This window comes from Flexivirga alba, assembly GCF_042661025.1.
Lineage (GTDB): Bacteria > Actinomycetota > Actinomycetes > Actinomycetales > Dermatophilaceae > Flexivirga > Flexivirga alba.
The window spans coordinates 4,697,736-4,719,450 of sequence record NZ_JBHSWH010000001.1; the positions used below are offsets into that span (position 1 = coordinate 4,697,736).

Consider the following 21,715-nt stretch of genomic DNA (forward strand, 5'->3'; position numbering starts at 1 on the left):
GGCATCTTGCACGGTCAGCACCGGGACAGGTTACCGAGCGCGGGGCGATCCACTCACGTCACGGCCAAATTTCTATAAACAAGTTTGATTGACAAAAGGGAGAACCAGGAGCAGTCTTCTAAAAGAAGCACATTTGCACGATAGAAGGGAACCGTCATGAACACCTCAACCGCTCCGTCCGACAGATCAGGGGTCCGATCGTCAGTCTTGGACCGCGCACGTCGGGAGCCCGCGTATGCCGCGTTCTGGATCCTGCGGATCGGGTTCGTGGTCCTGCCGCTGTGGATGGGCCTGGACAAGTTCATGAAGGTGCTCAACCCGGACTGGCCCGGCTACCTGGCCTCCTGGATCGTGGACCTACTGCCGTTCTCGGCCCAGACCGCGATGTATGTCGTCGGCGCGATCGAGATCCTCGCGGGCATCATGGTGGCGCTCAAGCCGCGGTATGCCACCTATGTCGTCGCGCTCTGGCTGGCCGGCATCATCATCAATCTGCTGACCTTCTCCGGCTTCTACGACATCGCATTGCGTGACTTCGGTCTGCTGCTCGCCGCGCTGGTATTGGCTCTGTTGGCGTCCGTCTACGACCGGCCGCTTGCCCGTCATACGCAGGTCACGGCGACGACACGGCAGACCGTTCGATGAGCTTGCCGAACACCGATCCCGAGCCGCTCGTCGCGCTCACGGAGGCAGGCGTGTCCATCTGGCTGGACGACCTGAGCCGCGACCTGCTGGCCTCGGGTGGGCTCGCCGACTTCGTCCGCGACCAGCAGGTCAGCGGAGTCACCACCAATCCGTCGATCTTCGCCGCGGCCATCGGCCGCGGCGCGGCATACGGCGAACAGCTCGCCGAGCTCGCGACGGCGGATGCCACGGCGAGCCAGGCATTGCGCGCGATGACCACTCGCGACGTGCAGTTGGCGTGCGACGTGTTGCGACCTGTCTTCGACGCGACCGACGGGGTCGACGGGCGGGTGTCGATCGAAGTCGACCCGCGGCTGGCGGACGACACCGACGCGACGATCGCGGAGGCGCGCGAGTTGTGGCAACAGGTGGACCGGCCGAACCTGTTCGTCAAGATCCCGGCCGCGTTGCGGAGCCTGCCTGCAATCACCCGCTGCCTGGCCGAGGGCATCAGCATCAACATCACGCTGATCTTCTCGCTGCAGCGTTATCAGCAGGTCATTGATGCATTCCTGGACGGGATGGAGCAGGCGCAGCGAGCCGGTCGCGACCTGCACGTGATCACCTCCGTGGCGTCCTTCTTCGTCTCCCGGATGGACGCCGAGATCGACGCCCGGCTGGACGCTCTCGGGGATGGGCGCGCACCGGAGCTGCGCGGCCGGGCGGCGATCGCCAACGCCCGTCTCGCCTACCAGCGCTACGAAGAGATGCTGCAGTCTGCTCGATGGGCCGCGCTCGCAGCGGCGGGCGCCCGGCCCCAACGGCCGCTGTGGGCATCCACGTCGACCAAGGACCCGGCATACGACGACACGAGGTATGTCGTCGAGCTCGTCGCGCCGGACACCGTCAACACCATGCCCGAGTCGACGTTGCAAGCGGTCGCTGACCACGGAAGGGTCCCGAAGGACTCGATCCGCGGCACGTACCGGGACGCCCAGCAGACGCTGGAGCAGCTGTCCGCGATCGGCATCGACTACGACGACGTCGTCTCCACTCTCGAGGCCCGTGGTGTGGCGAAATTCCAGGACGCATGGAGCGCGCTGCAGGGCCAGATCGACACCGCCCTGACCGACCTACGCAACCAAGGACGTGTGGACCATGCCTGACCCCGAGAAGTTCGTCGTCGTCGGTGGCGGACTCGCCGGCGCCAAGACCGTCGAGGCACTGCGCAAGCGCGGCTTCACCGGTGAAATCACCCTGTTTGCAGCCGAATCCGAGCTTCCCTACGAACGGCCGCCGCTGTCCAAGGGCTACCTCGGCGATGCCGGCACGTTCGACAAAGCCGTCCTGCACCCACGCAGTTGGTATGACGACGAGCGGATCGACCTGCAGCTGGGCACCCGAGTCACCGCGATCGACCCTGCACGGCACGAGGTGCGCACTGAGGGCGGGGACGTCGCCGGCTACGACAAGCTCGTGCTCGCGACCGGGTCCACCCCGCGGTTGTTGCCGCTGCCGGGTGCCGACGCGCAGCGGGTGTTGACCTTGCGCACCAGGCAGGACGCCGACGTCATCCGCGAATCCTTCGGCGCAGGAAGGCAACTCGTCATCATCGGCGGCGGCTGGATCGGTTTGGAAGTGGCTGCGGCTGCACGGACGGCCGACACCCAGGTCACCGTGCTGGAAGCGGCCGAGCTGCCTCTCCTGGCCGTGCTCGGCCCGGAGCTGGGTGCGGTCTTTGCCGGGCTGCACCGGGAGCACGGAGTCGACCTCCGGCTCGGTGTCAGCGTCACCGCCATACAGACTCAGGACGGCGCTGCAGTCGGCGTGAGCCTGGCGGACGGCAGCATCGTGCCGGCCGACGCAGTGCTCATCGGTGTCGGCGCAGCGCCAAACGTCGAGTTGGCGAAGGACGCCGGTCTGGCCGTTGACGGTGGCGTGCTCGTCGATGCCTCGCTGCGCACCAGCGACCCCGACATCTATGCGGTGGGAGACATCGCAGCACACGACCACCCGTTCCTGCGCTGTCGCATCCGGGTCGAACACTGGGCGACAGCGTTGCACCAACCGACCGCGGTAGCTGCGTCAATGCTCGGTGAGACAACGGAATTCACCGATCTTCCATACTTCTTCAGCGACCAGTACGACCTCGGCATGGAGTACGTCGGACACCCGTCACCGCAGGACCGCCTCGTCGTGCGTGGCGATCTGCCCAGGCGCGAATTCATCGCGTTCTGGATGGACGGCGACGACCACCTGACCGCAGCGATGAACGTCAACGTCTGGGACGTCATCGACGAGATCAAGCCGCTGCTAACAAGTCGCGTCCGGGTCGACCCCGCACGACTTGCCAATGTAGACGTACCGCTGTCGTCGTTTCTGCCGAATCGCTGAGCATCGGCCGACGGGTTCCTTTACTCTTTCTTTACCCGGCGAGCGCGCCGTAGAACCCTCCTCGCCGAAAGATCGATCCTCATGCGTCGTCTTGCACCCACCGTTGTCGCCGTTTCCGTTGCCGTGGGACTGACGGTGCCCCTTGCGGCACCGGCCCACGCAGCCACCACGCTGAAATTTGCCCGCTTCTACGCCGACCAGCCCGGGTCGGACACGCCGTACACGACGACGCGGCTCAACCGGGAGTACATCCAGGTCAAGAACATCACCCGGGCGACGCTCAGCTTGAACGGCTACCTGATCCACGACCGGAAGAACTACCACGTCTACCGCTTCCCGAAGACCTTCCGTCTCGGCGCGGGCAAGACGGTCACGGTGCACACCGGGAGGGGCACCAACACCTCCGCCAACCTCTACTGGGGACTGCGCTCGATGGCGTGGAACAACACCGGCGATACCGCATACCTGATGAAGGGTTCGACGAAGATCACCAGCTGCACCTACACGCCGATCAGGGCGCAGCTTGCCGCGAAGACCGGCTACAAGAACTGCTGACCCGGGAAGGCTTCCGCTCACCTTTTCGTTGTGGTGAGCATGAGTTTCCTCTTCGGCCGTAAGACGTCCATGGTGTCCCCCGACGAAGCGCTGCCCGGTCGCCAGGCGCAGCTGCCCGGCATACCCGAGAAGCACGAAGTGCTCGGCAGCCCGTTGCAGGGACCGTGGCCCGACGGCACTCAATTGCTGTATGTCGCAATGGGTTGTTTCTGGGGCACGGAGCGGATCTTCTGGCAGCAGCCGGGCGTCGTGTCGACGGCGGCCGGTTACATGGGCGGCTACACGCCCAACCCGACCTACGAAGAGACCTGCACCGGGCGCACTGGACACACCGAGGCGGTGCTGGTCGCCTACGACCCGGCGAAGACCTCGCCGGAACTGCTGCTCAAGGCGTTCTGGGAGAACCACGACTCGACCACTGCAAATCAGCAGGGCAACGACCTCGGCACCCAGTACCGCTCAGCGATTTATTGGACGACGCCGGAGCAGGAACAGGCCGCGATCGCGACGCGAGATGCGTTCCAAAAAGTGTTGCACGACAACGGTTTCGGTGAGATCAGCACCGAGATCCGGCCTGCAGCCGAAGCGGGGCCGTTCTTCTACGCCGAGGACTACCACCAGCAGTACCTGCACAAGAACCCGGCTGGCTATTGCAATCACGGCCCGAACGGCATGACCTGTCCTGTCGGCATACTCCGCCAGGACCAGCTGCCCAGCCAGGAGTCGGTGCTGCGCGCGCAGGAGTAACGCGGTCTAATCGACCACGACGACGGTGATGCGTCGTCGCTGCAGTGCAGCGTCCGGCGCCTCCCACGGTCGAGCCTGCACCAGCTCGACCGTGGTCGTCCCGATGCGTAGGCCGGTGAGCGTCACCGTCTCCGGTGCGCTCACCCCCGGTGCCGCTTGCGAACCGCCACTGCCCTCGAGTCCGCGATGCCACTGTGCCTCAACGACATCCGAGCCGGCCAGCGACTCCCACCGATAACCGGCGGTCCCGAGGCCGGGCAGGCGAAGCGCCATCGACTGCCCGACCCGCAGGATCAGTTGCTCCGGGACGTCCACGTCCCCCTCCTCGCGGCTGGCCATCGGTCAGGTCACCTGGAACCAGCCGGCCCACCCGCTCGACCCGTCCCACCAGGTGCTGTAGACCAGGCCGTCGGTGCCGGTGGTGAAGACGTCGATGTGGTTCTGCGTGCGCGAGATGCTCGCGACCTGACCACCCCTCGTGCTCACCCCGCCGGACACGTTGAACCAGTTCGCCCAGCCACTCGAGCCGTCCCACCAGGTGCTGTAGACGCGGTTGTCGGTGCCGACCACGAACAGGTCCAGATGCGTTGCGTAGCGAGCGAGAACCGTGACATCGGAGCCCGGTGAGGCGACACCGCCGCTGACCTGGAACCAACTGTTCGCCCAACCGCCCTGGTCGTTCCACCAGGTCGACATGATCCGGCCCGAGGTGTCCGTCGTGAACAGGTCGAGGTTCCCCGTGGCCCGAGAAACCACCGAGACCCGGGCGCCCGCGCCGCAGGTGACACCCGGCAACGCGAACCAGTTCGACCACCCGGACGATGCGTCCCACCAGCACGAATAGACCCGGTTGTCGGTGCCGACGGTGAAAACGTCGAGGTGATTGGTGAATCGGGAGACCGCGGTGACCGGCGAACCGGCCGCCGCGACGCCCCCTGCGAGCTGGAACCAGCCGTTCGCCCAACCGGACGAGGCATCCCACCACGTCGACATCGTCTTTCCCGAGCTGTCGGTGGTGAACAGATCGAGGTGATCCTTGAAGCGACTGACCACCTCGACACTCGAGCCTGGTCGCGCGGTGAGGCCTGGAATAACGAACCAGGAAGCCCACCCGGACGACGCGTCCCACCAGCACGAGTAGACCCGGTTGTCGGTGCCGACCGTGAACAGGTCGAGGTGATCTGGGAACCGCGACACCGACGTCACCGGCGACCCTTCTCCGCCCGGCGATGCGACTCCGCCGCCGACCCAGAACCAGCGTCCCCAACCGGACGAGCCGTCCCACCAGGTGCTGACCGTCTTGCCGTCCGGCGCGACTGCGAACACGTCGAGGTGTTGCGGGTAGCGCGCCACGACGCTCATCGGCGTTGTCGCCTTACCGGACTGGGTGAGCGGGATCAGCGGAGACGTGATCGTTCCGTCGATGCCCCACATCTCCGCATCGATCCCGGCGCTGCCATAGGCGATGCGGAAGAAGCCTTGCTCGCCCCAGCCGGTCCCCCAGGAATTCTTCGCGATCCAGCAGCCATGCGCGTCGTCATACCCGACGATGCACACGCAGTGCCCGCCGATCACGTTGCCGCTCGTCGACGCGTTGTAGGTGTAGACCCCGCCGGCGTAGTGGTAGTAGAAGTCCTCGTAGACGGTGAAGCAGGTGGTCATCGGCCCGGTGGAGGCGATGAACTGCTTCATGGCGGTGATCGAGTTGCAAGTGGTGCTCGACGTGAACTTCGTCAGCCTCGTCTGCCAATCGGGGCAGAGGTTGCACGCCTGATTGGCCGCCGTGTAGGGGAAGCAGGTCGCGTCGACGATGCCGTCCGCCATACAGGCGTAGGCCTGGTCCGGCCACCAGCCGCCGCCCGGGCACGCTCCGGCGCCGTGCTGCGGGCCGTAGCAGAAGAACAGTTGCGCCTCGGACAGATCGACGGTCAAGCCCGGGTTGTGTGCCCGGATGCGGACCATCGACTCCAGTGCCGCGATCGCGCCGAACGCGACACATGAACCGCAGCCGCCCTGGTCCTCGATCGGGGTGACGTAATTGCCACCGCTCGTCCGCCAGTCGAACGTTGCCGGCACGCCGGCCGGCGCCCCCGCGACCCGTGGCCGCGCAGCCGCGGTGGCTTGCCGCTCTTCGAGCGAAGCAACTCCTGCCGGCGGCACCGCACCCAGGCGGGACTGCGCCTGCAACAACGAATGTCCGGAGTTCGCGGTGACCCCCGGTGTCCACGGCAACTCGAGCTCGCGGACGCGTGCCTGCAACTGGGAAAGCTCAATGGCCATCGCCGGCCTCCTGATTCTGGCTGTCGCAACAGCGGATCGGCGGCGCGCGGATGCGAGCTGCCGCGAGAGCCGGCCGGTTGCTGGCTGAGCCCACGGATCGACCTCTCACTGACAGGAGGGCCGTATGGCGCGACCTGATACGCGTTGCGCGCTCCACTCAGTTCCGCATTGGCCTGAGTTTGAAGAGAACGATGCCGAGGTACGCGTTCAGCACGGTCTGCTCGGCGGCCGCGTCGGACAGCTGAGCCTCAACCACGGGCAGCGACGTCAGCCCGCCGCGAGATGCTTGGCCAGGTAGGGCGCCGTGGCACTTCCTTTCGCCCGGGCAACCGTCTCGGGCGTGCCGGTCGCGATGACCCGACCACCCTGGTCACCACCCCTGGACCGAGGTCGATGACCCAGTCGGCGCTGGCGATCGTGTCGAGGTCGTGCTCGACCAGCACCACGGTGTTGCCGGCATCCACCAACCGGTGCAGCTGGCGGACCAGCAGTGCGATGTCGGAGGGGTGCAGCCCGGAGGTGGGCTCGTCGAGCAGGTAGAGCGCGTGCCCGCGACGGGCTCGCTGCAGCTCGGTCGCGAGTTTGATCCGCTGCGCCTCTCCGCCGCTGAGCTCGGTCGCCGGCTGCCCCAGCCGCAGGTAGCCCAGGCCGACCTCCCGCAACGTGGTCAGGCTGCGCGCGGCAGCCGGCACGTCGCTCAGGAATTCCGCAGCCTCGTCAACGGACAGGGAAAGCACGTCCGCGATGGTCCTGCCGCGGTAGTCGATCTCGAGGGTCTCCGCGTTGTAGCGCGCACCGTGGCAGGCCGGGCAGGGCGCGTAGGTGCCGGGCAGGAAGAGCAGCTCCACCGAGACGAACCCCTCCCCCTGGCAGGTCTCGCAGCGGCCCTCGGCCACGTTGAAGGAGAAGCGACCCGCGCCATACCCGCGGCTACGAGCTTCCGGCGTGGCGGCATACAGCTTGCGCACGGCATCGAACAGCCCCGTGTAGGTGGCCAGGTTGGAACGTGGCGTGCGCCCGATCGGCCGCTGGTCCACCCGCACGAGCCGGTCGAAGGACTCGAGTCCGGTGGCGTCGTCGACGTCGACCTCGAAGTCGCTGTCCTCGGTGTCATCGGGCGCCTGACCGAGATGGCGGCGCACCAGCTCGGAGAGCACCTGCGTGACCAGCGTGGACTTGCCCGACCCGGAGACCCCGGTCACGGCCGTCAGCACGCACAGCGGAATCTCGACCGAGAGATCCTGCAGGTTGTGGCGGTTCACTCCGCGCAGATGCAGCCAACCGTGGGGTGGGCGCTGCGGGCGGACGAGGGGTTCAGCACGACCGAAGATGTAGTCCCCGGTGACCGACCCCGCAACCTGCTCGAGGCCTGCGACCGGCCCGGAGTAGAGCACCTCGCCACCGCCCTCGCCTGCGCCCGGGCCGATGTCGATGATCCAGTCGGCTCGGCGCACCACGTCGAGATCGTGCTCGACCACGAACAGCGAGTTGCCCGAGGCCTTCAGGGTGTCCAGCACGTCCAGCAGCGGCTCGGCGTCGGCGGGGTGCAGACCTGCGGACGGCTCGTCAAGCACGTAGACGACTCCGAAGAGGCCCGAGCGCAGTTGGGTCGCGATGCGCAACCGCTGTGCCTCTCCCGGTGAGAGCGTGGTGGAGCTGCGTCCCGGCGAGAGATAGCCCAGCCCCAGGTCGAGCAACACCTGGACCCGCGCGACGAGGTCGGCGCAGATGCGCACCGCGACCTCGGTCGCCTCCCCGAGCCGGCCGACGACGTCGCCGCCGCGGCCTCCTCGAGCTCGGCCACCGGACGCAGCAGCGCGACCAGCTCGCTGAACGACAACGCGTTGAGCTGCCCGATGTTCTGCCCGCGGAAGGTGACCGCCAGCGAGTCCGCCTGCAGCCCCGTGCCATCGCATTCCGGGCAGGACACGCTCTGGACGAAACGCATCACCTTGTCGCGCATCATCTGGCTCTGGGAGTTCGCAAGCACGTGGTGCACGTGCGTGCGGGCGCTGCGGAACAAGCCGTAGTAGCCGTGGTCGACACGGCCCGGCTCGGGCTCGATCATCACCTTCGGCTGCTCCTCGGTGAAGAGCAGCCACTCACGATCCTTCGCCCGCAACTTGCTCCAGGGGTGTCCAGATCGATGCCCAGCCCCGACACGATGCTGCGCAGATTTGCGCCCTGCCAGGCACCCGGCCAGGCGGCGATCGCCCCCTCCCGAATCGTCAACGACCGGTCCGGCACCATCAGCTCCTCGCTGACGTCGTGCTCCTCACCCAGCCCGTGGCAACGTGGACAGGCTCCTGCGGCTGTGTTCGGTGAGAACGCCTCTGCGGCCAGTCGCGACGCGCCCTCGGGGTAGGTGCCGGCGCGCGAGTAGAGCATCCGCAGCAGATTGGACAACGTGGTGAGCGTGCCGACCGTCGAGCGCGAGCTGGCGGCACCGCGGCGCTGCTGTAGCGCCACGGCCGGGGGCAGCCCGGTGATCTCCTGCACGTGCGGAGCACCCACCTGCTGCAACAGGCGGCGAGCGTATGGCGCCACCGACTCGAAGTAGCGGCGCTGCGCCTCGGCATACAGGGTGCCGAAGGCCAGGGAGGACTTGCCGGAGCCCGAGACGCCGGTGAAGGCGACCATCGCGTCCCGAGGCAGGTCCACGTCGACGTTCTTGAGGTTGTGCTCGCTGGCGCCCCGGACATGGACGAAGTGGTCGCGTTGGTCGTCGGTCACTGCCCCTGTTTATCTGCTGCCGTCGTCGAACACAACGGAATCCCCTCCGGGTGCTCCTGGAACCGTTGTCAGCGGATTTTCGACCGCTCAAGTCGGCGCGAGTCACCGATCACCGCAATCAGGCACTCGCCCCGTCAGTCCAGCGCAACACCCGCAAGGCACGAAGGGTGTTCCAGCGACTCGGCTTGCCGTCGCCGTCCTCGAGCTCGAAGTGGATCAGCCCGGGGTGGGTATTCTCCTGCAGCCAGCTGCCGTCCGTCTGTCGCTTGGAGCGCACCTGCTCGATGGCGTCTGCCAGTCGTGGATCGGGCGGGCCACCGATGGCGCGGAAGTGGTCGAGACCGCGCAACACGTCGTAGTGCCACTGCGTCGGGAACGAGAACTGCAGCCAATCCTCATCCGCGACCTCGCCGGTGCTCGCTCGTCGAAAGAGCTTGCGCTGCAACAGATATTCCCCACCACGCCGCCGCGCGTCCGCCACCTCGAGATCGCCGCCCGCGCGCTCGTAGTCGAGCAAGCCCTCCAGCACACAGATCGTCGTGTGGAACGACGACCGCGTGGAGCCGTTCTCCGCCTCGCAGTTCCAGCCACCGTCCGCGAGTTGCTCACCGAGCAGGCGCTGCACGACCCGGTCGACGTTCTGCCCGAAGTAGGCGCCGATCGAGACTGTCCCGCCATTGATGCACGGCTCGACCTCACCGTCGAAGAACGCCGACCCGTCATACTCCCAACGACAACCGGTGCGAACGCCGTCGACTGCGGCAGTCACGCGCGAATCCTGAGGATCCACACCGAATTCGCGCAGCAACCGCAAGGTGGGAAGCGTCGCGGTCCACGGTTGGCCATCGGGATCGCCCACGGGTCCGTCCGGTGGCCGCCAGTCGGACCCGGGGAAACACGCGCCACCGGCCCACGCCCCGTCGGCATACAGATCGAGCAGTCGCTTCCCCTGTCCCGACGAGGCGACTCTCGCGCGCTCGGCCGTCACCTCATCGGACGAAGCGTCGGTCAGATCACGCATCACCTGCCACCGGACCGACGCATCTCCCGCGAGCAGCCAACTCTCCACGTCACTCATCCGTGTCACCTCTCAACGAAGTTCGTGCTGGACAAGGCTCAGAAACGTGAGATCACTGCCCAACACGGATCTGACGCTAGGACCCGCCACCGACAAGGTTCAAGATGGACTCATGAGTGACGACATCACAGTGGCCGACAATCCCGACCAGAATCGCTACGAGGCACGCATCGGTGGTGCTCTCGCAGGTTTCTCGGTCTACCGGCTCGCCGCGGATCAGATCACCTTCGTGCACACCGAGGTCGACCCGAAGTTCGAGGGTAAAGGCGTCGGCTCTGCGATCGCGCGCCATGCACTCGACGACGTAACGGACCGCGGCGGGCTCTCCGTCATACCGCTGTGCCCATTCATCAAGGCCTGGATCGACCGGCACCCCGACTATCAATCGTTGGTCCAGCAGAGCTGATCTCATGTGCTGAGCCACCCCGCGCGAGCGCCATACGAATCCTCAACGAGGTGAGGCATTCCCAACTGTGGGTAGGCAAACTTTGCTGGTGGCGCACGCCGTAGCCACCTACTCTTGGTCGCATGAAGATGAGCGCCGCACTTGAAAAGAAGTTCAACGCCCAGATCACCCTGGAGTTCGAGTCCTCGATGGTCTACCGCCAGCTCGCGATCGAGATGGAGGACCGAGACCTGCCGGGCATCGCCGCGTGGTTGCGACACCAGGCCGACGAGGAGATCGTCCACGCCAACAAGTTCATCGACCACCTCAGCGATCGCGCCAACCACCCGGTGATCGGCGCCATCGCCGCCCCGAAGGTCAACGCCAAGACCGTGCTCGCGGTCTTCGAGGCGGCGCTCGGGCACGAGCAGAAGGTCTCTGCATCGATCCGTGACCTCTACGCCGCGACCGAGAAGGCCGGCGATCTCGACTCCCGTCCGCTGCTGCTGTGGTTCCTGAGCGAGCAGGTCGAAGAGGAGTCGTCGGTCGACGAGATCGTCGGACGCGTCAAGCTGATCAACGACGACGGTCCCGGCCTGCTGCGCCTCGATGACGAGCTTGCCCAGCGCCCGGTGGCCACCACCGAGAACACCGCCGGCTGACGCACTGACGCACCCCGAGTGGGCCGGTCACCGATCTTCGGTGACCGGCCCGCTCGCGTTCAGGACGCGCTCCAGGGTCTGCCGCCACGCCTGCGGTTGGTCCAGATGCAGGTCATGTCCGGCATCGGCGATCACGGTGCGCTCGACGTGCGCACCGCGGCGCATCCGCTCCACCTGCTCGGTCGGTATGACGCTGTGCTCGGCCACCACCAGATGTGTCGGGACGCTCACGGACTCCCATGCCCGCCACCGGGGCAAGACGTGCACGGCACGCAGCGCCTCGATCAGCACGTCCGCGTCCCAGCACGGGACCAGGCCGCCCGCGTCGAATTGCAGGCCGTCCGCCCACGCCTCGCCGGCCATCGCGGTTCCGGTGCTTCTTGCCGCTCCTCGGTCGGCACTCATGAAGAAGTCAATGAAGGCATCCCGGTCCGGGAAGCGCGCCGGCCAACTGCGCAGCCATTGCTCAACCGGTGCGGTGGCAGCATCACCACCACCACCGACACCGGCTTCGACCATCACCAATTGCCTTACCAAGTGCGGTTTTTCGGCTGCTACGAGCATCGCCGTATGACCGCCCATCGACTGCCCGACGAGGGTCGCGGGTCCACCGCCGAGTTGCTCGATCAGCGCCACCACGTCGGCGACGTATGCCGCCCGGGTCACGTCCTGCGGCATACGCGTCGAGTGCCCGTGACCGCGTTGCTCCAGTGCAACGATTCGATGGGTGTCACCGAGCGCACGTAGTGTCGCCGACCACTCCTGGGCAGTGCCGGCCAAGCCGTGCAGCAGGATCACCGGGTGATCGCCGGCGCCGGTCTCGGCATACGCCAGCTCGACCAGGCCACGTGCCAGGGTGCGCCAGGCGGCGGAAGCGATCACCAGGCGATTATGTCGGTTCGGCCGACATCGCCGGCCACCGCATCAGACGTCGTGCACCCGATTGACTTTGTCGAACACCTGTTCGATCATGGATGTCATGACCACCACCACCGCGACCCGGGTTGCCGAGTTGCACGAGCTGCTGCAGCGTCACGAGACGTCCCCCGCAGCAGACAGCGTCCCGGTGCTCCCGGCTCTCGCCGAGTTGTTCCCCCGCGGGCTGCGTGCCGGCGGGGTCTACACCCTGCACGGCTCGATGAGTGCGGCTCTCGCCCTGCTCGCCGGCCCCTCGATGGCGGGCTCGTGGTGCGGTGTCGTCGGACTGCCCGACCTGGGCATCGAAGCCGCTGTCGAGTGGGGGGTCTGGCTCGAGCGGCTGGCGCTGGTCCCTCAGGTCTCTCCCGACGACTGGACCTCGGTGATCGCGGCGCTGGTCGAAGTCACCGCGCTGGTCGTCGCCGCGCCCCCGGAGCACGTCTCTCCCGGTGAGGTGTCCCGGCTGCTCGCCCGTCTGCGAGCCAGCGGCAGCACGCTGGTGGTCCTGGGCTCCTGGCCGCGGCCAGCTGCGATGCTCGCCGGCCGGATCATGCGCTGGGACGGCCTGTATGCCGGGCACGGCCACCTCTCCGGCGGCGCCCTGCGCCTCGAGGTGACCGAGCGACACCGCACCCGGCACGTCGACCTCACGATCCCGGTCCGGCCATGAGCCACCAAGGTGGTCGAGTAGCGGTGAGGAACGAGCCGCGTATCGAGACCCTGGAACAGACGCCATGATCAGCTCTTCGCCGGTCCGCGTGATGCTGCTCTGGTGCCCGGGCTGGTCGGTGCTGGCAGCACGGCTCACCCAGGGCATCGCCGCCGACCAGGCGATTGCTCTCACCGACCGCGGCTTCGTCGTCGCCTGCTCCGCCGCTGCGAAACTCGAGGGCGTCACCGTCGGACTGCGCATCCGCCAGGCGCAGCACCGCTGCCCGGAGCTGATCGTGCTGCCGTATGACGTGGTGGCCGAGGCCAGGGCTTTCGAGTCGGTGTTGCACGCCGTCGAGGAGAAGATCCCCGACGTGCACGTCGTGCGTCCGGGCATCGCCGCGGTTCGCGCGCAAGGAGCCGGCCGCTTCTACGGCAGCGAACGCGCCGCCGCGGATGCACTGCTCACGCATCTGCACGACTTCACCGAGCACGAGCTGCGCCTGCCGGTCGACCTGCGCGTCGCCGTCGCGGACGGCCTCTTCGCCGCCGAGCAGGCTGCCTACACCAGCTCCACGGTTGTGCCACTGCACATTGTCCCCGCAGGTGGTTCGGCCGACTTCCTGGCCGGCCTGTCGGTCGCTGTCGCCTGCGACAAGAAGTTGGAAAACTTGTTGCAACGCATGGGGATTCGCAAGCTCGGCGATCTGGCGCAACTACCGCGCGATCAGGTGCACGCCCGATTCGGTGCAGCAGGCCTGCGCGCGCATCAGCTCGCCAGCGGTGAGGATGCGCCGATCCTGACCCCACGCACCGTGCCACCGCAGCTGGGCATGCACGTCACCTTCGATCCGGCCACCGATCGGGTCGAGCAGATCATCGCTCACTGCGAGCCGGCAGCAGGCGAGTTCACGCAACTGCTCACGCGCTCCGCGCTGATCTGCACCGAGATCCGGGTCACCGTGCAACTCGAGCCGGACGCTCTCTTCGAGCGGCTCTGGCGGCACCCCTGGCAGTTCGGCAGCGTCGAGGTTCTGGACCGGATCCGTTGGCAGTTGGAGGATCTCGCGGCCGAGGCGGCAACTGTCGACGACGACTCCCTGGGTGCGTCGGTGCTCTCGGTGCAGGTGCTCCCGGAGTCCGTCGACAACGCCGAGCATCATGCGCAAGGGCTGTGGGGCGATCGTCCCGACGAGAAGGTGGAGCACGCTCTCACCACCCTGCAGCACCGGCTGGGCCATGAGGCCGTCCTCACCAGCACCGTAACCGGAGGTCGCCTGCTGCACGAGCGCCGTGTTCTTCGCCCCTGGGGCGATGCGCTGCCGACAACTCGCGAGCGCCGTCTCGAGCAGCCCTGGCCGGGCACCGTGCCCGGCCCTGCCCCGGCCACTGTTTTCAGCAGCGCGAGTCAGGTGCAGGTCTTCACTGACGCAGGAGAGTCAGTGACGGTCGACGATCGCGGCACGGTCAGCGGGGAACCTGCATGGTTGCGCGTGCCGGACGGAAACCGTCGCATCGCGCAGTGGGCCGGCCCGTGGCCGATCCAACAGCGTTGGTGGCGAAAGCGCGTGCACCTCAACCGTTTTCAGCTGATCGACAACCAGTCCACCGCCTGGTTGGTGCTCGCCGAGGGCAAGACCTGGTTCCTCGAGGCTCGCTATGACTGAAACCCTCGCGGGTCGAGTAGGCGGAGCGCTAGCGGAGCCGTATCGAGACCAAGAGTTCCTGCGGAGTTGCCGTGGGCTGGAGTAACCCCGCCATACCGTGGTCGCAGCTGGAGCAGGCGCTCTCCCACGGCATACGGCCCGAGGAGCGCAGCGTGCGTGGCCAGCCTGCCGACGGCGGTGACGGACCGGTCTTCTCGCGCAAGCGACACCCCTTCCGCCCGGCCGAGCTGGGTGAGTCGGCGGGACCCGTCGTGCCGTATGCCGAACTGCACGCACATTCGCACTACAGCTTCCTCGACGGCGCCGCGGCACCCGAGGACCTGGTCACCGAAGCCGCGCGACAGCGCCTGCACGGCCTGGCCATCACCGACCACGACGGCCTCTACGGCATCGTGCGTTTCGCCGAGGCAGCCGAAAGCTATGGATTGCAAACAATTTTCGGGGCGGAGCTGTCACTGGGCCTGACTGCTCCGCAGAACGGCGTACCCGATCCCGAGGGCAATCACCTGCTGGTGCTCGCGCGCGGGGCGGAGGGTTACCGTCGCCTCGCAAGGGCCGTCACCGAGGGGCAGCTCGCCGAAACCGCTGAGAAGGGCAAGCCGCTCTACGACCTGCCGGCGCTGGCCGAGGAGGCGGCCGGCCACTGGGCGATCCTGACCGGCTGCCGTAAAGGCAGCGTGCCCAGCGCGCTCACTCGACACGGACATGATGCCGCAGTCACCGAACTACGTTCTCTGCAAGACTTTTTCGGCAAGGACAACGTCTTCGTCGAGCTGACCGACCACGGCGACCCGGCAGACAGCACCACCTGCGACCGGCTCGCCGAGGTAGCCCGGTCCGGAGACGCGCTGACCGTCGCTACCAACGCGGTGCACTACGCCGACTCGGACCAATACCCGCTGGCCACAGCGCTTTCCGCCGTCCGCTCACGCCGTAGCCTGGAGGAGCTGGACAGTTGGCTGCCGGTGCACGGCGCGGCATACGTGCGCAGCGGGGCGGAGATGGCGCAGCGCATGCACCGCTTCCCGGGTGCCGTCGAGCGAACGGTCGAGATCGCCGACGATCTCGCGTTCAGCCTGCGGGCAGCGTCGCCGCGGCTGCCGCGCCAGGAGGTACCCGCCGGCCACACCCCGATGAGCTGGTTGCGCGAGCTGACGATGCGCGGCGCTGCGGAACGCTATCCGAAGGACAACCACGCGGCATACGCACGCATCGAACGCGAGCTGAATGTCATTGAGAAGAAAGACTTCCCGGGATATTTCCTGATCGTGCACGAGATCGTGCAGTTCGCCAAAGGCCGCGGCATCCTGTGCCAAGGCCGGGGTTCGGCCGCAGCGTCGGCGGTCTGTTACGTCCTCGGCATCACGGTGATCGACCCCATCTTCTACGAGCTGCCCTTCGAGCGATTCCTGTCCGAGCTGCGCGAGGAAGCACCCGACATCGACGTCGATTTCGACTCCGGCCGACGCGAGGAGGTGATTCAGCACGTCTACCAGACCTACGGGCGCCGCAACGCCGCACAGGTCGCCAACGTCGTCACCTACCGCCCCAAGAACGCCGTGCGCGACATGGCCAAGGCGCTCGGCGCCAGCCAGGGGCAGCAGGACGCCTGGTCCCGGCAGGTCGAACGCTGGGGCGCGGAGATCTCGAGTGCGGACCACGACATACCGGGGCCCGTCATCGAGTTGGCCGAGCAGGTGCTGAGCTATCCACGGCACCTCGGCATCCACTCCGGCGGCATGGTGCTCACCGACCGGCCGGTCAGCGAGGTGTGCCCGATCGAGCGAGCCCGGATGACGGATCGCACTGTCCTGCAATGGGACAAGGACGATTGCGCGTGGATGGGCCTGGTGAAGTTCGACCTGCTCGGCCTCGGAATGCTGGCCGCACTGCAGCACACCTTCGACCTGGTCGAGCGTCATACCGGCGAGCAGTGGCGCATCGAGACGTTGCCGCGCAACGAGCCGGGCGTCTACGACATGTTGTGCCGCGCCGACTCGATCGGTGTCTTCCAGGTCGAGAGTCGCGCACAGATGGGCACCCTCCCCGGCTCAAACCGCGGTCGTTCTACGACCTCGCCGTCGAGATCGGCCTGATCCGCCCGGGTCCGATCCAAGGCGGCGCAGTGCACCCTTACATCCGGCGCCGCACCGGCAAGGAGCCCATCACCTACTCCCACCCGCTGCTCGAGCCGGTGCTCGAACGCACGCTCGGCGTCCCGCTCTTCCAGGAGCAGTTGATGCAGATGGCGATCGCGGTCGGCGATTGCAGCCCGGCCGACGCCGACCTGCTGCGCCGGGCCATGGGGTCCAAGCGTGGTGTCGAGCGCATCGACTCCCTGCGCACCAAGCTGTATGACGGAATGGCCCGCAACGGCATACCGCCGGAGACCGCGCAGGAGATCTACAACAAGATCGAGGCCTTCGCCAATTTCGGTTTCGCGGAGTCGCATGCGCTCAGTTTCGCGGTGCTGGTCTATGCCAGCTCATGGCTCAAATTGCATTATCCCGCAGCCTTTTTGGCAGGTTTGCTGCGTTCCCAGCCGATGGGGTTCTACTCACCGCAGACGCTCACCGGCGATGCGCGGCGGCACGGTGTCGAAGTGCTGTCCCCGCATCTGCTGCGCTCCAGCGTGCACGCCGACCTCGAGCCGGACTCCCCGACGCAATGGACCTGCGTGGTGGCAGCGACGACTGCATGCGGGACCACACGCAGGAGGAGATCGGCGATTTCGACACCAATGCGCCCGCCGACTGGCAGGAGCACCGCCGCGACTGGCACCACGCAGTTCGTCTCGGGCTGGCCGACATCACCGCCCTCGGCGAGGCTGCCGCCGAGCGCATCGTGCAGACCCGTGACTTGTCCGGGCCGTTCACCGATCTAGCCGACCTCGCACGGCGCGCCGAGTTGGATACCGAGCAAATGGAGGCACTTTCGCTGTCCGGCGCACTGGACTCACTGACTGGATCGCGCCGGGATGCGCTGTGGCGCTCGGCGGAGGCAGCCTCGATCCGTAGCGACCAGTTGCCGGTTCGGGTGCCTTACCAGCCGCCGCTGTTGCCGGAGCTGTCCATCGGCGAGTTGCTGATGCACGACCTGCAGGCGACCGGGATCAGCCCCGGTGATCACCCCATCCGGCACGTCCGGGCCGATCTGGACGCGCGTGGCGTGCTGCCGATCGATCAGCTGAAGGGTTTCCAGAGCGGTCGACGGGTGCAGGTAGGCGGCGTGATCACTCATCGTCAGCGCCCGGCGACTGCCGGCGGGATCACCTTCGTCAATGTCGAGGACGAGACCGGGATCCTGAATGTCATTGTGTCTCGCGGTGTTTGGCACCGCTACCGGCGCATCGCGCGCGCGTCACCGGCGATGGTGGTGCGCGGCATACTCGAGCGATCCGAGGACGGCGTCACCAACCTGCTCGCGGATCGTCTGGAGCACCTCACGATTCACGTGCGGTCCAAGTCCCGCGACTTCCAGTGACGCAGGTCCTGATCTCTGACGGTTCGATTCGCGATTGACAGTCCAATTCGACCGTCAATCGCGAATTCGACCGTCACTGATGGGTCCGCGCCAGGAAAACCCATTCCTTGTCCGGGCGGTCCGGCGCATCGCGCACCTCCACGACCTCGAAGCCGTGCGCCTCGAGGTCGGCCACGATCTCGTCATACTCTCGAAAACGCAGTGTCGACACTGATTTCAGCGTTTCGTCAGCCAGCACAAGTGTCGACTCGAACGTCACCAGGGGCAATGCCACCTCGGTCACTGTCATCGAGTCCGTGCCCCGGCGACCATCCGGCAACGCGACCTCGGTCGGCGGTGTGGTCCATTGCTCCCAGGCACGCATCTCGGGTCGCCGAGCCTCGAAGACGAACCAACCACCCTCCCGCAGAGCATCGTGTATGGCGCCCAAGGTTTGCGACCAGTCCGCGTCGTCGACGAAGACCTGCGCGACGTTGCCGGTCATGACCGCAAGATCCCCGTCGGCGACGCGGCCGGTCAGCGCCGTCGCATCTCCCTCGATCCAGGTCACCTTGTCGGCATACGGCTTGGTGCGTGCGACCTCGATCGAGGCGACCGCCGGATCAATGCCGACCACCTCGATGCCTCGCGCGGCCAATCGGACTGCGAGAGAACCGGTTCCGCAGCCGATGTCCAGAACCTTGCGGGCGCCCAACTCATCGACGATCGCCTCATAGACATCGAGATCGCTGCGATCGTCGTCGAAGAAGTCGTAGAGGACGGCCAGGCGTGGGTCGGCGAAGCCGGCATCGGGTGGGCGCATGGCTCGACGCTAGTGCCGTGAGTCAGAAATAGAGCAGGTACGGATGTGGGCAAATTTGCTGGTCAGGCGCGAAGCGACTGTCAAGCAACTTTGCACGCACCGCACTAGGCGCACCGCGCCGGTTACTGCACCCGGTTTTCCGCGGCAGTTACCGTCTGTTCCATCAACACCGCAATGGTCATCGGACCGACGCCACCGGGCACCGGTGTGATGTATGACGCCCGCTCCGCCGCGGCCGCGGTCTCCACGTCGCCGACATTGCCCGGGTTGTAACCGGCGTCAACGACGACCGCTCCCGGCTTGACCCACTCACCCCGGACCAGCTCCGGCCGACCGACGGCTGCGATCACGATGTCCGCCTCCGACACCTCCACAGCCAGATCGGTGGTGCGGGAGTGGCAGAAGGTGACGGTCGCGTCCCGAGCCAGGAGAAGCAGGCCCACCGGCTTGCCGAGGATCGCGCTCCGCCCGACGACGCACACCCGTTTGCCGGCAATCGGCAGGTCGTATGCGTCGAGCAGCCGCACGATTCCTTCCGGCGTGCAGGAGTGAAAGCCGTTGGCGGACAATCCCATTGCCGCAAAGCTGTGCATCGTCACGCCGTCGACGTCCTTCTCCGGCGCGATCGCCTCGAAGACGGCAAGCTCGTCGACCTGGGCGGGCGCCGGGTGCTGCACGAGGATGCCGTCGACCGTGTCGTCCTCGGACAAGGCGCGCACTGCGGCGACGGCGGTATCGGTGGTTGTCTCCGCCGGAAGCTGGACCCGCCGCGACTCCAGCCCGAGCTGTCCCGCACGCCGTTGCTTCATTCGTACGTAGGTTTGGGATGCCGGGTCGTCACCGATCAGCACAGTGGCGAGGCATACCGGACGCCCTTGCGCCGCAGCGAAATCCGCGGCCCGTTCGGCAGTCTCGGCGAAGCTTCGGCGGGCGACGGCTGTGCCGTCCAGCAATTGTGCAACGGACATCTTGGGGACTCCTTGAATCGATCGGAGTCGCACCCAGGCGGGCGATACGACGAACTCACACTCCCCGGTGGTGACCCACCCTTCGCCAGTCGTGTGCCTTCAGTTTAGCCGAGCGCGTCGCCCAACCGTGCAGCGAAATCTGCGCGCTCGGCTGCGTCGACGTAGCGCGCCTCGCGATGCCGCAGGTAGAGATCGTCCCCGTCATACCGTGGCAGCACGTGCAGGTGCAGGTGCCAGACGTCCTGGTCACCGGCAGGCTCGTTGTGCTGGCGAGTCGAAACACCCTGACATCCATACGTTTCCCGCATTGCGATGGCAACCTCGCGGGTCAGGTCCCACAATGCGTGACCGACATCGGTCGGCAGCTCGTAGAGGTTCTCCACATGCTCATTCGGTATGACGAGTGCCCCGCCGTCGTTCACGGGCCACCATTTGGGCGCGATCCGCGCGAAGACCAACTCGCGCTGCACGACCAGGTCCGACGCGGCGTTGCGGTCGTCCCCTCGCCGCGCTGGAACGCGCAGAAGGGGCAGCGGTAGCCGACCGGCTCGTGGGTCCACGTCGAAGTCTCCATCGCCCGTCAACCTACCGACTGACGCAGCAAATACCGATTGACGCACTTGCAACTGCGTCAGTCGGCATCAAGTGCGTCTCTCGGCGATCAGCACGTCATGGGCGCGGCACCGGACCGGTCGTGTCGCCCAGACGCAGAGTCACCGGCACCGTCACGTCGAGACCTCTTCACCGGCCAGCAGCGCACCACCTCACCAACGGCTCGGCCTTTCTCGATCGGATGCTGGTCGATCGTGGTGAGTGTCCTCGGGAACCACGGCAAGGAAACACCGTCATACCCGGTGACCGACAGGTCCTCGGGCACGCGCAGGCCGCGGTCCACGGCGCACTGCACGGCGCCGGCGGCGAGCAGGTCGCTCTGCGCGATGATCGCGGTCGGCGGCCGGTGGCTGTCCAGGAGCAGCTTCGCCGCTGCATAACCGGAGTCGAAGTCGGGCTCCTCCGCCTCAACGAGCGTCGCGGCGGTGAAGACGTCCCGCACCCCGAACGCCCTCTCCCGCGTGTCCGGGAAATGGCTCGCCCGGACCTGGGCGATGGTGCGCCGCCCGGTCGTGCCACCCCACTGCAGCGGCATCATCACGTGACCGACCCGGCGGTGCCCCAGGTCGTGCAGCAACTGCGCCAGCTCACGGGACGCAGCCCGCTCGTCCGCGGTCACCTGCACGTCGGCGCCCTCGGGTGCGCCGGTGCCCACGATCGGAACCCCGCGAGCGCCGAATTCCCTTGCCAGCACGTTGTTCTCATCGCCACAAAGCATGAACACGGCGGCGTCCGCGGCAACCCGTGACACCTGCGGTCCGCTGTCGCCATACCCCTCGGCTGTGTCCGGCAGCAGCAACAATCCGCAACCCATCTCACCGACCACCTGGGAGAGACCGTCGAGCACCGACACGACATACGGGTCACGGAACGCGTGCAGGATGCGGCGCTCGACGACGGCCGCGATGACACCACTGCGCCCGTGTCGCAATGACGAGGCCATCGGATCCGGCCCGCCATACCCGAGTTCCGCCGCGGCTGCCCGCACGCGCTCGGCGGTGTCCGTGGCCACCGGCTTGTTGCCGCTGAAGACCAGCGACGCCGTGGACATCGCGACGCCGGCGCGGTGAGCGACGTCACGCAGCGTGACGCGCCCAGCAGGCACGTTTTCGACTTGACCACCCACAGGCATGTGGAGCAGACTATCGAATCGATT

At 66.9% G+C, this 21,715-nt stretch carries 17 protein-coding genes, 2 pseudogenes and 1 riboswitch; of the genes and pseudogenes, 10 read left to right on the forward strand and 9 right to left on the reverse strand.

The window, feature by feature from the left end:
• Window positions 1–156: 156 nt before the first annotated feature.
• The 5 genes from ACFQDH_RS23460 to msrA all read left to right on the forward strand — a co-directional run bounded on the left by ACFQDH_RS23460 (window position 157) and on the right by msrA (window position 4,320).
• Entirely contained in the window at window positions 157–645 is a 489-nt protein-coding gene (locus tag ACFQDH_RS23460) for a hypothetical protein (protein ID WP_382397302.1), read from the forward strand.
• Window positions 642–1,790 carry a transaldolase gene (tal, locus tag ACFQDH_RS23465; RefSeq protein WP_382404772.1) on the forward strand — a complete coding sequence of 383 codons (1,149 nt, stop codon included), beginning with the start codon at window positions 642–644 and terminating at the stop codon, window positions 1,788–1,790. The genes ACFQDH_RS23460 and tal overlap by 4 nt, the downstream gene beginning before the upstream one ends.
• Window positions 1,783–3,018 carry an NAD(P)/FAD-dependent oxidoreductase gene (locus ACFQDH_RS23470; protein ID WP_382397304.1) on the forward strand — a complete coding sequence of 412 codons (1,236 nt, stop codon included), beginning with the start codon at window positions 1,783–1,785 and terminating at the stop codon, window positions 3,016–3,018. The genes tal and ACFQDH_RS23470 overlap by 8 nt, the downstream gene beginning before the upstream one ends.
• Window positions 3,019–3,099: 81 nt before the next feature.
• Window positions 3,100–3,573, forward strand: a complete 474-nt coding sequence (locus ACFQDH_RS23475; protein ID WP_382397306.1) for a lamin tail domain-containing protein — start codon at window positions 3,100–3,102, stop codon at window positions 3,571–3,573.
• Window positions 3,574–3,612: 39 nt separating this feature from the next.
• On the forward strand, window positions 3,613–4,320 hold the full coding sequence (gene msrA, locus ACFQDH_RS23480; protein WP_382404773.1) for a peptide-methionine (S)-S-oxide reductase MsrA: 708 nt from the start codon (window positions 3,613–3,615) through the stop codon (window positions 4,318–4,320).
• A 6-nt stretch (window positions 4,321–4,326) separates the two neighbouring features.
• On the opposite strand, the gene ACFQDH_RS23485 is transcribed toward msrA, so the two are convergent.
• The 4 genes and pseudogenes from ACFQDH_RS23485 to ACFQDH_RS23500 all read right to left on the reverse strand — a co-directional run bounded on the left by ACFQDH_RS23485 (window position 4,327) and on the right by ACFQDH_RS23500 (window position 10,411).
• Complete coding sequence (locus ACFQDH_RS23485) at window positions 4,327–4,659, reverse strand: protease inhibitor I42 family protein (protein WP_382397310.1); 333 nt, start codon at window positions 4,657–4,659, stop codon at window positions 4,327–4,329.
• 3 nt (window positions 4,660–4,662) lie between these two features.
• Window positions 4,663–6,600 (reverse strand): C1 family peptidase, encoded by a 1,938-nt coding sequence (locus ACFQDH_RS23490; RefSeq protein WP_382397312.1) that lies wholly within the window; start codon window positions 6,598–6,600, stop codon window positions 4,663–4,665.
• A gap of 267 nt (window positions 6,601–6,867) precedes the next feature.
• Window positions 6,868–9,333 (reverse strand): annotated as a pseudogene (gene uvrA / locus ACFQDH_RS23495) (excinuclease ABC subunit UvrA).
• A gap of 118 nt (window positions 9,334–9,451) precedes the next feature.
• On the reverse strand, window positions 9,452–10,411 hold the full coding sequence (locus tag ACFQDH_RS23500; RefSeq protein ID WP_382397314.1) for a prenyltransferase/squalene oxidase repeat-containing protein: 960 nt from the start codon (window positions 10,409–10,411) through the stop codon (window positions 9,452–9,454).
• A gap of 112 nt (window positions 10,412–10,523) precedes the next feature.
• Between ACFQDH_RS23500 and ACFQDH_RS23505 the strand changes: the two genes are divergently transcribed.
• Together ACFQDH_RS23505 and ACFQDH_RS23510 are read left to right on the forward strand one after the other, a co-directional pair.
• Window positions 10,524–10,817: a GNAT family N-acetyltransferase gene (locus tag ACFQDH_RS23505; RefSeq protein WP_382397316.1), complete on the forward strand. Its 294-nt coding sequence runs from the start codon at window positions 10,524–10,526 to the stop codon at window positions 10,815–10,817.
• A gap of 122 nt (window positions 10,818–10,939) precedes the next feature.
• Window positions 10,940–11,458, forward strand: coding sequence for a ferritin (locus ACFQDH_RS23510; RefSeq protein ID WP_382397318.1), 519 nt, complete (start codon window positions 10,940–10,942; stop codon window positions 11,456–11,458).
• A gap of 27 nt (window positions 11,459–11,485) precedes the next feature.
• On the opposite strand, the gene ACFQDH_RS23515 is transcribed toward ACFQDH_RS23510, so the two are convergent.
• Window positions 11,486–12,340: an alpha/beta fold hydrolase gene (locus tag ACFQDH_RS23515; protein ID WP_382397320.1), complete on the reverse strand. Its 855-nt coding sequence runs from the start codon at window positions 12,338–12,340 to the stop codon at window positions 11,486–11,488.
• A 97-nt stretch (window positions 12,341–12,437) separates the two neighbouring features.
• Here ACFQDH_RS23515 and ACFQDH_RS23520 point away from each other — a divergent pair, with 97 nt between their 5' ends.
• The 3 genes and pseudogenes from ACFQDH_RS23520 to ACFQDH_RS23530 all read left to right on the forward strand — a co-directional run bounded on the left by ACFQDH_RS23520 (window position 12,438) and on the right by ACFQDH_RS23530 (window position 18,177).
• A complete protein-coding gene (locus tag ACFQDH_RS23520) occupies window positions 12,438–13,046 on the forward strand; it encodes a hypothetical protein (protein ID WP_382397322.1) in 609 nt (202 codons plus the stop codon).
• A 64-nt stretch (window positions 13,047–13,110) separates the two neighbouring features.
• Complete coding sequence (locus ACFQDH_RS23525) at window positions 13,111–14,694, forward strand: DNA polymerase Y family protein (protein ID WP_382397324.1); 1,584 nt, start codon at window positions 13,111–13,113, stop codon at window positions 14,692–14,694.
• A 71-nt stretch (window positions 14,695–14,765) separates the two neighbouring features.
• Window positions 14,766–18,177, forward strand: a pseudogene (locus ACFQDH_RS23530) (error-prone DNA polymerase).
• 73 nt (window positions 18,178–18,250) lie between these two features.
• On the opposite strand, the gene ACFQDH_RS23535 reads toward ACFQDH_RS23530, so the two are convergent.
• The 4 genes from ACFQDH_RS23535 to ACFQDH_RS23550 all read right to left on the reverse strand — a co-directional run bounded on the left by ACFQDH_RS23535 (window position 18,251) and on the right by ACFQDH_RS23550 (window position 21,691).
• Complete coding sequence (locus ACFQDH_RS23535; protein WP_382397326.1) at window positions 18,251–18,979, reverse strand: class I SAM-dependent methyltransferase; 729 nt, start codon at window positions 18,977–18,979, stop codon at window positions 18,251–18,253.
• Window positions 18,980–19,101: 122 nt separating this feature from the next.
• Complete coding sequence (locus tag ACFQDH_RS23540; RefSeq protein ID WP_382397328.1) at window positions 19,102–19,947, reverse strand: bifunctional 5,10-methylenetetrahydrofolate dehydrogenase/5,10-methenyltetrahydrofolate cyclohydrolase; 846 nt, start codon at window positions 19,945–19,947, stop codon at window positions 19,102–19,104.
• 24 nt (window positions 19,948–19,971) lie between these two features.
• Window positions 19,972–20,050: riboswitch (ZMP/ZTP riboswitch) on the reverse strand.
• 1 nt (window position 20,051) lies between these two features.
• Entirely contained in the window at window positions 20,052–20,507 is a 456-nt protein-coding gene (locus ACFQDH_RS23545; protein WP_382397330.1) for an HIT family protein, read from the reverse strand.
• A gap of 101 nt (window positions 20,508–20,608) precedes the next feature.
• On the reverse strand, window positions 20,609–21,691 hold the full coding sequence (locus ACFQDH_RS23550) for a LacI family DNA-binding transcriptional regulator (protein WP_382404774.1): 1,083 nt from the start codon (window positions 21,689–21,691) through the stop codon (window positions 20,609–20,611).
• Between the last annotated feature and the right edge of the window lie 24 nt (window positions 21,692–21,715).